Annotated in this window: 15 protein-coding genes and 1 pseudogene; all 16 read right to left on the bottom strand. The window is 39.6% G+C overall.

The window, feature by feature from the left end:
• Positions 1-76: 76 nt before the first annotated feature.
• Positions 77-1582: pseudogene (locus DVW06_RS15135) on the bottom strand (ATP-binding protein); the annotation flags it as partial.
• Positions 1566-1958: a conjugal transfer protein gene (locus tag DVW06_RS15140; protein WP_002345009.1), complete on the bottom strand. Its 393-nt coding sequence runs from the start codon at positions 1956-1958 to the stop codon at positions 1566-1568. The gene DVW06_RS15140 and the pseudogene DVW06_RS15135, both read right to left, overlap by 17 nt.
• Before the next feature lie 86 nt (positions 1959-2044).
• A complete protein-coding gene (locus tag DVW06_RS15145) occupies positions 2045-2542 on the bottom strand; it encodes an antirestriction protein ArdA (RefSeq protein WP_002345010.1) in 498 nt (165 codons plus the stop codon).
• A 116-nt stretch (positions 2543-2658) separates the two neighbouring features.
• Complete coding sequence (locus tag DVW06_RS15150; RefSeq protein ID WP_032509114.1) at positions 2659-2883, bottom strand: hypothetical protein; 225 nt, start codon at positions 2881-2883, stop codon at positions 2659-2661.
• 103 nt (positions 2884-2986) lie between these two features.
• Entirely contained in the window at positions 2987-4897 is a 1911-nt protein-coding gene (gene ltrA / locus DVW06_RS15155) for a group II intron reverse transcriptase/maturase (RefSeq protein WP_002286940.1), read from the bottom strand.
• A 783-nt stretch (positions 4898-5680) separates the two neighbouring features.
• On the bottom strand, positions 5681-6886 hold the full coding sequence (mobT, locus tag DVW06_RS15160) for a MobT family relaxase (protein WP_000398284.1): 1206 nt from the start codon (positions 6884-6886) through the stop codon (positions 5681-5683).
• Between the two features lie 177 nt (positions 6887-7063).
• Complete coding sequence (locus DVW06_RS15170) at positions 7064-8449, bottom strand: FtsK/SpoIIIE domain-containing protein (RefSeq protein WP_000813488.1); 1386 nt, start codon at positions 8447-8449, stop codon at positions 7064-7066.
• 28 nt (positions 8450-8477) lie between these two features.
• Positions 8478-8864 (bottom strand): YdcP family protein, encoded by a 387-nt coding sequence (locus tag DVW06_RS15175; RefSeq protein ID WP_000985015.1) that lies wholly within the window; start codon positions 8862-8864, stop codon positions 8478-8480.
• A 15-nt stretch (positions 8865-8879) separates the two neighbouring features.
• Positions 8880-9194, bottom strand: a complete 315-nt coding sequence (locus DVW06_RS15180; RefSeq protein ID WP_000420682.1) for a YdcP family protein — start codon at positions 9192-9194, stop codon at positions 8880-8882.
• A 359-nt stretch (positions 9195-9553) separates the two neighbouring features.
• On the bottom strand, positions 9554-10285 hold the full coding sequence (locus DVW06_RS15190; protein WP_021149847.1) for a class I SAM-dependent DNA methyltransferase: 732 nt from the start codon (positions 10283-10285) through the stop codon (positions 9554-9556).
• Between the two features lie 2 nt (positions 10286-10287).
• Complete coding sequence (gene rsfS / locus DVW06_RS15195; RefSeq protein ID WP_034704322.1) at positions 10288-10629, bottom strand: ribosome silencing factor; 342 nt, start codon at positions 10627-10629, stop codon at positions 10288-10290.
• A gap of 27 nt (positions 10630-10656) precedes the next feature.
• Positions 10657-11241 (bottom strand): bis(5'-nucleosyl)-tetraphosphatase (symmetrical) YqeK, encoded by a 585-nt coding sequence (yqeK, locus tag DVW06_RS15200; RefSeq protein WP_003126361.1) that lies wholly within the window; start codon positions 11239-11241, stop codon positions 10657-10659.
• Positions 11234-11872, bottom strand: a complete 639-nt coding sequence (locus DVW06_RS15205) for a nicotinate-nucleotide adenylyltransferase (RefSeq protein ID WP_003126360.1) — start codon at positions 11870-11872, stop codon at positions 11234-11236. Before DVW06_RS15205 ends, yqeK begins: the two co-directional genes overlap by 8 nt.
• Positions 11873-11884: 12 nt before the next feature.
• Complete coding sequence (yhbY, locus tag DVW06_RS15210) at positions 11885-12196, bottom strand: ribosome assembly RNA-binding protein YhbY (RefSeq protein WP_003126359.1); 312 nt, start codon at positions 12194-12196, stop codon at positions 11885-11887.
• A gap of 16 nt (positions 12197-12212) precedes the next feature.
• The gene (gene yqeH / locus DVW06_RS15215) at positions 12213-13325 is read right to left on the bottom strand and encodes a ribosome biogenesis GTPase YqeH (protein WP_003126358.1); all 1113 of its coding nucleotides are present in this window, start codon (positions 13323-13325) and stop codon (positions 12213-12215) included.
• Positions 13326-13327: 2 nt separating this feature from the next.
• Positions 13328-13852, bottom strand: a complete 525-nt coding sequence (locus tag DVW06_RS15220; RefSeq protein ID WP_003126357.1) for a YqeG family HAD IIIA-type phosphatase — start codon at positions 13850-13852, stop codon at positions 13328-13330.
• Positions 13853-14251: the final 399 nt, after the last annotated feature.

A 14251-nucleotide genomic window follows, 5' to 3' on the forward strand; every position in this document is an offset into this window, starting at 1 on the left:
AGTTCTCCAACACACATTAAATATTGATTTAATGAAGTGCTGTGCCTACTCTTTTCAAGTAGGAACGTTTCGCACCTGCTTTTGGGTCTACAATCACTGCTTGTGCCCCATAAAGCACTGCATAATAGACGATAAGGTTATTCGCAAAGGATTTACCACCACCCAGCGAACCGACAAAGGCAGACGCTAACGCATTGGTTACTGAACCCTTAACCCCTTGACTGGCAAGAGCAGGTTTCAGATAGACATTGCGTCCAGTATCTAAGCTGTAGCCAACATAAATCCCCTCATTTTCACCCAGCATTTGAGTAGCACCAAAACCTAAACCAGCGAGGAAATCAGAGGTCACGTATTGAATATAGTCATTCATATATCTTTTGCTGGCAGGTAAAAATTCTTCATGTAAGCCCAGCATATCCCCAAAAGGTCGTACCAGTTTCACGCTCAAATCATCATAGAAATCTTTCACTTCATTACAACGACGTTTAAGTTCGTCAAGGTCATTTGCTGATACCCTTACAACATAGGACAGCTTATACATAGATTCCTTGCTTTGGTCTAAATTGGTTTCCAGCTCGTTCACACTTTCCAGAGCTTCCGCCACATTAGAGCTGGTTTCATTATCACTTTGCCAAGCGTGGTTATCCAAGTCTTTCAGTTCTTTCTTTTTATTGCGGACAGTAGATAGGGCTTTACGATTCGCTACAATTTCCACATTCATTGACGTATCAATCGGAAAGGTAAATTGCTGTTGCTGGTAGTAGAAGATTTCAGAGGACGGGAAGTCCAGTTCGCCGACAATACTGTTGATGGTAAAGTAAGCTACATAGGCGGTTTCGTCTTCCTGCTGGATTTTCAAATATCGCTGTTTTTCTTCCACCAGACAGCGAGTAGGCTTAATGAGGTCATAGGTTTTAATCAGTGTTTCATGTTCCAGCTTTTTCTTTGATAGAGGATACTCATACTCTTCATAGGCAGTGCCTGTCTGTCCGTAAAGGTGTTCAATCAGATAGCCGAAGTCATCCTTATCTAATCTTCGGATTTTGAAACGACGGGAGATTTTATTTTCTAAAAGCTTTTCCATCTTCTGAAAACGCAGGATTTCATCATTACTCATACTAACAAAATCGCCCATCAGCTTATGGTTCACATCATAGACAAAATCAGTAAAAGCATTTTTTGCTTCAACGGTAAGACTTTTCATAGAAAACTCCTGATCGTTGAGAAGCAACTTAAAACCGATAAAGAAACGGTAGTCCACTTGATTTTCGCCAATCATGGATATTAAAGCGTCTGTCTGTTGGTCGATTTTGTCATAGGCAACCGTTTTGAGCTTTCCAGTGACTTCATTTTTGGAACGTTCTTGTGCAGAAAGTATGCTGGATTCTGTACTGATTTGTAAAGCATGAATCTTGCCATCACGATTTTGTGCGATAAGCTGTCTGAAAGAATCATGTACTTGTATTTTCTGTTCCGGACTTAGAAATGAGTAATTGTAGGGAACAAGCTCATAGTAAGCGTAACATTCCCCATCTTTATTCCAGACCAGATTGTTTTCAATATATTTAATTGGATATGCCATAAAATTCACTCCTAACTGCTGTAATGGCTTCTTGTGGCTGGTTTCTGCCAAGCGTTACTTTTTTTCCTGCATAGGTCAGCTTTCGTCGCAGTGCATAAGCAATGACAGACTTCAAAAATCCATAAGGCTTTTTACCATCAAAGGTTTTTGTAGACATAAACCATGTGAAAGCCACAGGAATCCCAAAGTATTTGAGAAATGCTCCCTCTATCATAGAAAGAGGGGGCAAGTTGCCAAGTATCATAACTGCAAAGAGTGACACGACAAACCATGTCATTTGCGTAAAGGTTATGGGAAACGGAAGTCTAAAGTCATTGATGGAGTACAACACTTTCTCAACAGACCAGATACTGGTATAGCTTCGTATTTTCTTCATGTAATCAATCCTTTCATAAAAATGGGGATAGTCTTTTGACTACCCCGTAAACAAGAAAATCTGCCAGTAAGAATGTACCGACAGATTTAATAGACGATTTCAAAAATCCCGTGATTGGTTGAGATAAACGTTCCCGAAAGGTCTAAATCCCGACCATAGGATTCATAATCAATATAGTTTTGAAGACTGGCTGGCACTTCGCCTAAAGCACCCGTTTCTTCAATGTAGTAGCGTGCCACGTCAGACATATCATCACAATCGGAATGAATGATAATATCTTCTTGATGTTCGCTTAGTTCTTCAATACTTGAAAAATGAGTGAGCAGAGCAGATAGCTCCGATTGTAGTTCTTCTGGCAACTCCGATACCATTTCCCATAGGCGATTGAGTTCGCTAATAGAAGTGTATTCGTCAACCGTAAAGGGTAACTCGTAATCATGAATGGCGTATTCCTCATATTCATCATTCAAGCCGATTTTCTCTTTGACTTCCTCAAAGTCAATGGGAAAGGTAAACCACGCACCGACCAATTCGCCCTCATTGTATTTGCCTAAATTCGCAATATAGACTTGCATATCGTCCATATATTCACGTCCTTTCTTTGTAGAGATTCAAAAATCCCTACCGCACTTCGTTTGGTGTACCATTCCTTTGCGGAACATAAGAAAACCACTTATATTCCACAAAAGAACGGTTTTATTTAAGCACCAATAATGCGATTGAATAGCTCTAGTAAAATGTCTTTTACTCCAGCAGCGTTGAAGACTAAGCCAACCGCAATAATCGCAATAATTAAAAAGCCAATCAGTTTGCTAAACTCACGCTTGAAGCCAAGATACAAGCCAATCACAACGATTGCTAAAAGCACCAGTGATTGAGCGTTTGATAGAAACCAGTTATATATGGATAGGTAAGTTCCTGATATTATAAATATCTCAAACTTTTCCCCCCATTCACACGGAGCGTGCGACTTTCACCGCACTCCGCGTTCCATCGTGTTTATATTGAAAAGTATTTATGTAGTAGACCTATATCAAGTTTAATTCTTGATTGCCAGCTAATACTCTATATTTATTTAGTCTTATGAGCTGGACTTTATTTAGCTTCAATAGAGCTATATATTTTTGTATTGTTTCTTCTGTTTTAGCGTGTATTAGACGGTGTACCGCCTCTTTTACCAAAATAAGATTTTTATAATCGTCATTTCCACCAGCTCCAGTTGGTACAATATGATGACAATGTATTTCATTAGCTTGTTGAAATTCTTCCAGAGTTATAGCACATTTTCCATGTTGAGCAGAAAATAGCGAAATTCGATTGTCTGCGTATTCTATTGTGCGATTTTCCAAAGATAATTTCATTAACTGGTACATCAGTAATTTATCAACACTTAGATTGGTGTGGATAAATTTTCTTCCCTCTAGAGTGTAGCAATTCGCTAAATACACCTTTGCCATTGGTTTTCTGTGTTGGATATATCCAACAGGGAAAATAGGTTCGCCCTCGCCAGCAACATACCGAAGCATTTTAGATTTACCATATCTTGTTGCCTCCTTTGTCGTAAGTTGTCTGCCTGTTTTTCTCAATCTGCCCCTTTTGTTTGTACCTAATCTGTTAGTGAAGATAGCCATTACAGCTCTATTCAGTTTCATACAATCCAGATTTACATTCGTTGCAATCTGATAATAATTTTGCATACCTAATACCATTGAATTATAAAGTCTTGTTTCTTCTAATTCCGTTTTCCCTTTTGAGGGAGAAGCAATTTTCTTTGCCTGTGATACCAGCTTGTCTTTTTGGTTTTTGAATTGTTTATCACTTATATGTGATTTAACAACTAACTTCTTTCTTCTCGGTATCATTTTAATCTTGAAACCAAGAAAGTCGGAGTATCTTTTTCTAACATTTACAATTCTTGTTTTTTCTTGTGATACTTCCAATTTTAATCGTTGTTCAATCCATTGAGTGATTGCTATTTTGGCTTTTTCAGCACTTTCCTTGTAGCGGCAGAAAACTCTAAAATCATCTGCATAACGAACCATATACATTTCCTTTAACTTTGTTTTCTTCATTTCTTTGTAAGCGTTGCTTTTACATGGGCTACCGCTTTTATTGATATGAACCACATAGTTTTTTGTAACAGGATTTTCCTGCCATTGGCTTTCTACCCAATGGTCTAACTCATTAAGAACAATGTTTGCTAGTAGTGGGGATATTATTCCCCCTTGCGGAGTTCCTTTCTCTGGATATGTTATTGTACCGTTAGTCATTTTGATTGGAGCTTTTAATATCCTTTTTAAAATGAATATCAAGTGCTTGTCCCGTATTCCCATAGCCCATATCTGTTTTATCAGCTTGGAATGGTTCACGTTGTCAAAGAAACCCTTAATATCAAATTCAATCACATAATGTAGCTGGCTGATTTGTAGGCGGTTATAGGTTGCTTTTATTGCATTTTCAACTGACCTATTAGGTCTAAAACCATAGCTGTTTTCACTAAATTTAGCTTCGCAGATTGGTTCTAATACTTGTTTTATACATTGTTGTATAAGCCTGTCCCACATACAAGGAATACCTAGAGGTCTGGTTTTACCATTTGGTTTTGGTATTTCTTTTCGCCTCACTGGCTTAGGTCGATACCCATGTGGACTGCCTGCAACAATGTATCTTACTTTTTTGACAACTGTTTCTGCTGGCAATTTGCCAATATCTTTAATTATTGTACCGTCTGTTCCTGCTGTTTTACTGCCTGCATTTGCTTTGATATTTCGATATGCCAGTAATATATTTTCTCTCGATAGGATAATATCCATAAGATGAGTGAAAATATCTCCATTCTTACTTTTGGCATATAAATCATCAAAGGTGTTTTGCATTTCGTAATATTCAGCGTGTCTTAAATCTTCTACACACAATGTTTCATTTTTATTTTTAGGCATAAGGCTTCACTCCTTTACTTGAAATTGAGTGAGCTTTTTTATCTTACTCGTAATCCTTATTGAAACAACATAATACTTTTCTAATATATACACGACTTGAGGGCATTCCTCCATTCTCATTACAAGAATTTCTTAGGTTCGCCCTCTGCTTTTCAGCATTAGTTCAACTGCTTATTGTTCTTCGTCAGTTTATTCTCTTGATGAGAACCCAATACCTTTCCTCGTTCCGATAATCTTATCTATACATATATATCCTTAGGTCACTAGCTATAAGCCTGCTGGCTTGATACCGCCTGTAACGTTATATGGCATTTCATAACCTATATTCTTACTTTGCCACACCAGCTACGATTTCTCGTACCTTTGCATTTCTACAAAGTTCAAATTTAGACCCGTACATTCGCTGTTTCGTCAGTTCCTTATAGAACATTCTAACCATAGATATTTTATAGACCCCCGACCTGTTGGATACGCTACCCACCTCTGGATAGTTTTCGATAGAAGATATATGTTCATCAACTATTACGGTATCTTTCAGCCGTCTTTACCGAGCTTCAAACATTCTGAGTTTCCTCATACAATGCTTGTCGGAGGCTCAGGGCAGGCGTTTCAGAGCGTTACTTCATCATTCCACCTGTCAGATTATCAGTTCTCCTAATAACCAAACTTTTTCGTTCTTTTATTAGTGCCTTAGCTTTTCACTAAGGAACGAGTCGCACAAAGGTTTTGTCCAAAATTCATAAAAATGTTCTCCTCTCTATATTCAATGAATTTGTATTTGAGTTATTTTTTTGTTGTTATCACGTCCTGTTCTTTTACTGACTGTTGCTTCAAAATCTGCTTGTGTCGGTCTGTCAGTTTCGCATGGTCGAGAATGTCTTTTACAACCTGCGTCTGGTTGATTTCATCAAGTTTAATCGCAACCTTTAAGGTCGGGGCAACTTGATGAGATAGCCAGTTCAGCGTCCTTTGGAAGGAGTAAGGCTCTGGTTTTGTGGTTAGTTTTAATCGTTCACGATTGTTCCCAATAAACCAAGCCCATTCTTCATTCAGTTTCCAATCAGAACGAGGTTTGGAATCGTCTTTATCTACAAAACGGATATACCGATTGATAATTTTAAAGGCGGTATGCTCTGGATTGTCATAGACGAGTAAATCACGGACTGCATAATAGGCACGCTCATTTTTCAATCGAATCTCAAAACGGTTTTTTACTTCTGCGTCTTCAATGGGAATATCATTTTTCTTGTACTGCTCGTAGTCCTTTTCATAGATACAGAAATAAACTTCACTTTGTAATGAACCGATATAGAGGGTGTTTCCCATACATTCCTTTTCCTCTTTGCGTACCAGTTCGCCACTGCGATAGCTTTTAAAACTGCGGAAGACGGAGATACATTCTTCCTGTTGGCACTTTTCAGTGAGTACAGGGATATTTAAAATCCCTGTCTTATCGTTAATGGCAAGGTCAAGGCGTTTCATCACACCGCCAGCCACCAAAACGTCCATAAAGAACTCATACCAGCTTCTTTGTTGTGCCAGAAGATAGCTTTCAAATTGTCTGCACCCACGACCTTTCAATTCCACCAGAACTCCTTTGTCCAGTTCATGGGAGCAAAGGACGAATATGTCGCCTAAAGCATAATGCTCTGAATAAGAATAGAAACCATAGTCCTCATGAAGAAAATAGGACAGTTTCAGTTGTAAGATGTTTTCGACCACCTGCTGTACGTCTGTTGTCGGAAAGCGAATTCTTACATAATCAAACAGCATTTCAAGGGGAGCGTCGGGATTGAAGCGTTCCAGAGCTTCCCAAAGGGACTGCTGTAAATCCTCTGATGGCTTGACTTTTCCTGTTTCAATATCGCTTAGATACTGCCTTGTAATACCAGTCGCAACAGCTAAACGGTTTTGAGATAGTCCATAAGCCAAGCGTTTTTCTTTTAAATGCTGTAACCAAGTTTGTTCATTCAGTAAAAATCCCTCCAATCAAAAAGGCGTATGTCAACTTTTAAAGCCCATTTGACATACGCTGAAATTTTGTAAATCCCTTGTAACCAAAGGATTTTCTAATGTTTTTTTGACTGTTTCCTGTCGATTTGTACCCCCCTGTTAGATACGGGGGGTTAAGTGCTGGCGTGGCTATTGCCACACCAGCCAGCAAGATCAGTCCACACCTGCGACTTCCGCTTCGCACGTCGCCTGCGTGGACTGTCTGCTGTTGGATAACTTTTTAATTTCCTCCAAGAAATCATATCCTTTTGGTACAAGGGGAGTATAAAACTCTGATATGACACTTGTTCCTACATCAACATAGCCACGACCTTTGATTCGCTTTAAGAAGAAATCCTTTTGTACGTCACTGCCAAACATCATGCCATAGCCCATTTCAGACATACGACCTAAAGCCACTCTGAAATTAAACTGATCACGGATTCCGTCGCCTAAATATTTTGCGTCTGGACGTTGACAAGCCAGTATTAGAAAGAAGCCAGCTTGACGACCTAACATGACAATCTGTTTCAGCTTATTCATAACTGCGGTGTTTTCTTTTGTTCCCAGCATTTCCATGAAAGCGACGTATTCATCAAAGATTAAGAAGTGTGCCGGGAGACCTAAGTAAGCATAATTTTTGCCAGTCTTATAGTTCTTCATCTGCTTCATTTCCTCACTACGTTTCATCATTTCTTCATAGAATGTTTCAATGCAAGAAAGCAAGTCTTCTTTTCTATAGTAGACATTTGCCATCACAGAACCTAAGTCCGCAAGATCAGCATTTTTCGGGTCAAGAATATACAGTTTTGAATCTGTATGAAGCAAGGCTTCAATCAGTGTCAGTATAAAGTAAGTTTTACCGCCACCTGTACCACCAGCAATCAACATATGAGGGAGCTTATCATATTCCCACCATACGTTTTTCATTAAGCGAAGTTTACCATCTTTAGCTTCTACTTCATCAATAGAAATACGACTGGCTATGGTGTCATAGAGCAAAGTATATTCCACATAGGAATCCTTTAACTCTTTATCCGTCAGCTCACAGTACAAGCCACTCTCTAATTTCTTTTCCAAGTGTAAGAGTTGGTCTTGATATTTTCCCAGCGTGATTTCCACCCGTATCTGTATCAAGCCATTTTTAAGTCGATAATACATTTTAGGGAAGTAGGTTATCTTTTCCTTTGTACGACCAGCACTATCTTTAAAGAAACCCTCTGTTTTGACCTGTTCAGATTCATACCACTTGTTTTCAAGTATCATCTTTGCCAGTTTTTGACGGTGGTAAAGTTGTTTAACCGTATCATAGCGAACCCGTTTGAATACAAACGCTACCAGCAAGCAGATAAGAATTGCGACACTGAAACTGATAATTAAATAGGGAATGTCAATCTTATCTGCTTGTGATAGGTTAAAATCCTGCCAGTTGATCTGCTGGATTGTCTTCACATGAAACAGTCCGACAACCAGCAGGAAAACAGGCAGGAGTGACGCTATCGTAAAATGAAAGACTAAATCTTTACCAGATGGGCGAATCCTTTTACCACGCTGTTTCATGCGAAAAAGTCTCCTTTCTACCTAGCGACTATTTGTCTTGTGTCGGTTCTTTCTTTGCTTGTGGTTGAGCTTTGAATGAACTAGAATCCTTTGTCAGCACAATATCGTCTGCCTTGATATACCAGTCAACATCTGCTCCTTGATAGGTGGCAGTAGCAACGGTGTCCGCAATGGGATTGATAAGTTCCACCCGTGCGTTATAATCAAACTCTTTCAAAGGCACGCTGGCAGGAATACTTACTTGAATCATGCGTCCTTGTCCTTTGGATTTTAAGTCATAGGTACGTTCCTTGATTTCATCTGAAACCGACCCGTCTTCATTTTGGATTCTCACTTCACGACGTAGAGCAGAGAATTTCAATTCTCCAAAAGTCGTGTCTTTATCTAATACAATGCCATTTGCTAATCTCATCATTTTTCCTCTCTTTCTTTATTCTTTTATCATGTCGTCAGCATGTAAAAGGTAATTTGTAAAACCACGAGTGCCGATTTTGTAGCCCTCTGCGGTAATACGTGGATTGACTAACTTCACACGTTCCTCAAAGCCGAAATGTTTTTCGCCAGCTTCAGCAGGAAGCACCACCACAATATCATCTGCTCTTTGAACATCAGAATAGAGATTATAGCTTCTTGATAAGACAGTTAGCCGTCCGTTGATTCTTCGCTGAACGACTTTATCCTCGCCAGCAAATTCTAAATTGCCGAATGTTTTTTCCATGTTGGGAATCACAAATTTAAGTTCCATATTTTTACCTATCCTTTCTTTTTTATTGGCTGAATGAATGTTTGATGGTCTTAAAGAGTGGGGAACGACCTTTTGATTCTTGATTTTTTGTTTTCATAAGTTCACTTCCTTTCAAAATCGGGTAAAAAAATAGACACCTCATTTTTTGAAGTGTCTACCTATTAAATATTCAAATTTTATTGGAAGTATCTTTATATCTTCACTTTTCAAGGATAAATCGTCGTATCAAAGCTCATTCATAAGTAGTAAATTAGTAGTAAATTGAGTGGTTTTGACCTTGATAAAGTGTGATAAGTCCAGTTTTTATGCGGATAACTAGATTTTTATGCTATTTTTAATCTAAAAAAAACCGCAAACAATCAAAGCTTGCGGCAGACAAAGAACCAACGACGGCTCTTTTCATTTGGCGGACTATCAATAAAGTCTGCATACATTTCGATTTCAGAGAAGCCAGCATTTTCTAACATCCGCTGATAACTTTCAAGCGAATAGGTGCGTTCTCGGTGTAGTTCATCCATTCGTTGGAAAGTTCCATCCTCATTTTGCACAAAAAAAGTCAAAAAATGTTCAATGCTGTGAGGAACTTCTCCTTGGTAACTTTCCCAGAGAAAGGCAAACTCATCTGTTTGATAGTGGTAGCTGTAATCAGGGAATACTTCATCGATCTGGTACGTTGAGTGTACATCGAACATAAATACCCCGTCGTCACGCAAGCTGTTATAAACCCCATCGAAAACTTGTTGGACACTTTGTTCATCTTCCATATAACAGATTGAGTCAGAGTAACAAGTGATCGCTTCGTAGGTTCCCACATCTGTCAGATCCAGCATGTCCCCTTCTACCAATTGGATGGGCGTATCCTCTTGTTCCGCCCGCTGACTGGCGATCATCAACATTTCTTCTGAAAGGTCTAAGCCGGTTACATCAAAACCCGCTTTTGCGAATTCTACTGCTAATGCACCTGTTCCGCAGGCTAGTTCCATAATTTGTTTTTTTTCACCTAAATGACGGCAAGAAAAATCCAGCCACTTTTGATAGAGACTGGAATCCATTACTTCGTCATAGACAAAAGCAAATGTTTCGTAGGCCATTATTAAGCCACGACCCATTCGTTCAGATCAACAAGCGGTGCATCTGACCATAATTTTTCTAAATTATAAAACGCACGTTCTGAAGCGTTGAAAACGTGAACGATGACATCACCAAGATCAATCAAGACCCATTTACCACCATCTTTTCCTTCAACACGGCGAACCTCCACTTGGTTTTCTTCTTCTTTGTCAAGAACTTCATCAATGATGGCATTGATTTGTCTGTCACTGTTCCCTGAACAAATCACAAAGTAATCGGCTAATAATGAAATTTCACGAACGTCTAATGCCATAATATCTTCGGCATGTTTTGAATCTGCTGCTTTAACAGCAATTTCTAAAATTCTCTGGCTATCTATGGTAATTCCCTCCTAATGGTTTGCGACCCAATGATTGTATGTTTCAATCGTCTTGGGATAAATTGGTGCTTCCTTTTCAATCAAATAAAGCAATGTATGTTTCGTTTCGTAAGCTACTGCAGCGTCAAGATCAATCATAGCTAATTCACGGGCTTCTTTCACACCAGGAAATGACCGACCAGGTTCGATATAATCGGCAACGTAAATGATCTTATCCAACAAACTCATTTCTGCAGCACCAGTCGTATGGATACGAATGGCTTGTAGGATCTCTTCGTCATCGATGCCTAACTCTCGCTGAACAAAATCGGCTCCCACAATACCATGCCAAATAGCATTGCTCCAATTGAGCAATTCCAGATCAAAACCATCTCGCCGAATGACAAGCTGGAATTCTTCATCTGGACGCTCTTTGGCATAATCATGAGTCAGCGCAGCGATACTGGCTTTTTCCGGTGAAGCACCGAATTTTTCAGCCAATGCGACAGCAGTTTTTTCCACACCTAGTACATGCTGAAATCGTTTTTGGCTCATATGCATTTGTACTTCCTGCATCAATAATTCGCGTTCAGCAGGCGTATACTGTTGGCTATTCATCCAGATACAGCCCCTTTTCTTGAATATAGTTTAACACATTTTCCGGCAATAAGTAGCGAATCGAGCATCCTTGTTGCACTTTCTTACGAATTATTGTGGAGCTGATATCCATCAAAGGCACATCGATCCAAATGATCGGATAGGGTGTTTCAACGGGATAACTAGGACGACGAACCCCGACGAAGGTGACCAACTCCATCAATTCATCAATCCGATGCCACTTCGGCAAGTATTGTACCATGTCGCCGCCAATAATAAAGTAATAACTTGTATCAGGGTTCTTTTCAGTCAGTTCCTTCATTGTATCAAAAGTATAGCTTTTCCCTTTACGTTTCAATTCAATGTCTTCAATCGCAAATCGGGGATTATCCGCAATCGCTAACTGTAACATTGCCAGTCGGTGAGCAGCCGGGATCGTCTTTTTTTCATCGACATGCGGCGGAAGATACTCAGGCATAAAATAGACTTTATCCAAGCCCAAAGCTTGCCCAACTTCTTCACCCATGACCAAGTGGGTATAGTGAACGGGGTTGAAATTCCCCCCCAGTATGCCCACTTGTTTTTTAGGCGCTTGATAAGCCGCTTCTGTTGTATATAAGGTCTGAACTTTGCCAAACGAATTTCCTTGCATGTCAAATCACTCCTATAATGAACGTACGTTTACAGAGATTTTTTTATATTTTTCTTTTGTAGATGGTTTGAATAACACAATCACGCGTCCAATGATTTGAACAACCTCGCATTGAATCGCTTCACTGATTGCTGTAGCAGCGTCCTCCGCCACTTCGTCGGTATTTTGCAATAAAGATACCTTGATCAATTCTCTTTTTTCTAGCGCTTCTTCGATTTGATTGATCATTGCCTCATTCAACCCGCCTTTGCCAATCTGAAAAATCGGTGTTAAATGATGCGCTTCACTGCGTAAAAACCGCTTTTGTTTTCCTCGTAATTCCATGTTCTGCCTTCTTCCTTTAAATTAATGCTTTCCGTTTGATCACATCAACGCCTTTGGGTGCCCAACCAGCAACAACTCCTGGTTTTGTGACTGTGATCCATCCTAAACCTGCAAAAACAATATCTGTTTTTTCTTTGATCGAAAATTCAAAGCGAACTAACTCCGGAAAATCAGCTAACTCATCAGGACGAGGCGGTTGTAAAAGACCACCAACATGTTTTTGATAAAAAGCATCAGCTTTTTCTAACTTCGTGCGATGCAGCACCACATCATTTGCTACATAAGCAATGAATGAGCTGCGCTCTCCTTGAATAAAGTCAAAACGTGCCACTCCTCCGAAAAAGAGTGTTTGGCCAGCATTCAATTGGTAGCTTTTCGGTTTGATTTCCTTATTCGGCGCCACGATTTTTAAATCTTTCTTTCCAAGGTAATGAGCCATCTGATGTCGGTGGATGATCCCTGGAGTGTCGATCAAAAAGTGACCGTCGTCGAGAGGAATTTCGATTTTATCAAGGGTTGTCCCTGGAAAACGAGAAGTAGTAATCAATTCTTGGACTCCAGCCGTCTGTTTGATGATTTGATTGATCAATGTCGACTTACCAACATTCGTAACACCTACCACATAGACATCTCGACCTTCTCGATAATGATCGATCGCCTGTAACAATTCAGTCATTTCGGCGGCTTTTTTTGCACTTGTCAATAAAACATCGATTGGACGCAGCCCTGCTTCATGGGCACGCTCTCTCATCCATTGGGTCATTTTTGATTTCTTCAATGACTTTGGCAAGATATCCACTTTATTGCCCACTAGCAACACAGGATTGTCTCCCACAAAACGATGAAGTCCTGGAATCAACGAACCGTTAAAATCAAAGATATCCACTACATTTACGATTAATGCATCTTTTTGACCAAGTTCGTTCAGTAAACGCAGAAAATCATCGTCTGTCAGCGAGACATCTTGGATTTCATTGTAATGTCGCAAGCGGAAACAGCGTTGGCAATAGACTTCTCCGGTTTCTAACCCTTTCTCTAATGCAGAGAGCGGTGTATAACCAAGCTCTGTTGGATTTTCTGTCTGGATCAGCGCGCCACAGCCAATACAATGAATCATTTCTTCATTCATTATCAAATTCCACCTCGCCATTTCATTTCTGGATTGTGTTTCAATAAATACTTCATAATTCTTCGCTCCAGCAAACGGTTGAATTGTGTTTTCCATGAATCCGTATTAATGATCGGCTTCACTAAGATACTACGGACCCCTGCTCGATTAGCACCTTGAATGTCGGTCATGATTTGATCACCGATCATCACAACATCTTCTTTTTGCAAGCCGAGTTGGCGGTATCCTTGCTTGATGCCACGAGAAAAAGGTTTCAATGCTCGATGGACGTATTGCAAACCAAAGGGCGCCACTGCCCGTGCGACCCGTTCACTATTATTGTTTGAAACGACAATCACCGGGATTCCCGCATTCTTCATTTCTAACAACCAATTTTTTAGCTCTTCACTACCGTCAGGATCATTCCAAGCAATCAGGGTATTATCAAGGTCAGTTAGAACAGCTTTGATGCCTTGCTTCTTAAGTTGATGGGGAGTGATCTGATAGATGGCATCGACCATCCAAGTCGGTTTAAATTTTGAAAACATAGATTCTCCTTGATTCTTTTATTCATGTGACAAAAATAGTCAATTTGTTGACACGTCTAGATAAAAACAGATTGTCAGCTGACAAGTCGTCAATCAGTCCCCACAGGGTCACTGATGATTATTTAAAGGCATCCTACTTATAATGCTACTTTCAACCTGTAATTATACAATAGAATCGTGTGAAATACTAGACTGAGCTACAACTCTCAGCAACAGATTTTCATCTAGTTGAAAAAAGCAACGGATCATCCACTGCTACTTTCTTTAAAAAATAAAAAAGCCGAACGATCAGAGGAGTGAGCAATCAATGCAGATTACTTCTGCAGCTTCCTTCCTCAAGAATCGTTCAGACAATTCATTGTTTTTCATCTTGACCGATATGAACGCACATCACACTAA

This window comes from Enterococcus sp. ARL09-542, assembly GCF_005234805.1.
Lineage (GTDB): Bacteria > Bacillota > Bacilli > Lactobacillales > Enterococcaceae > Enterococcus_D > Enterococcus_D gallinarum.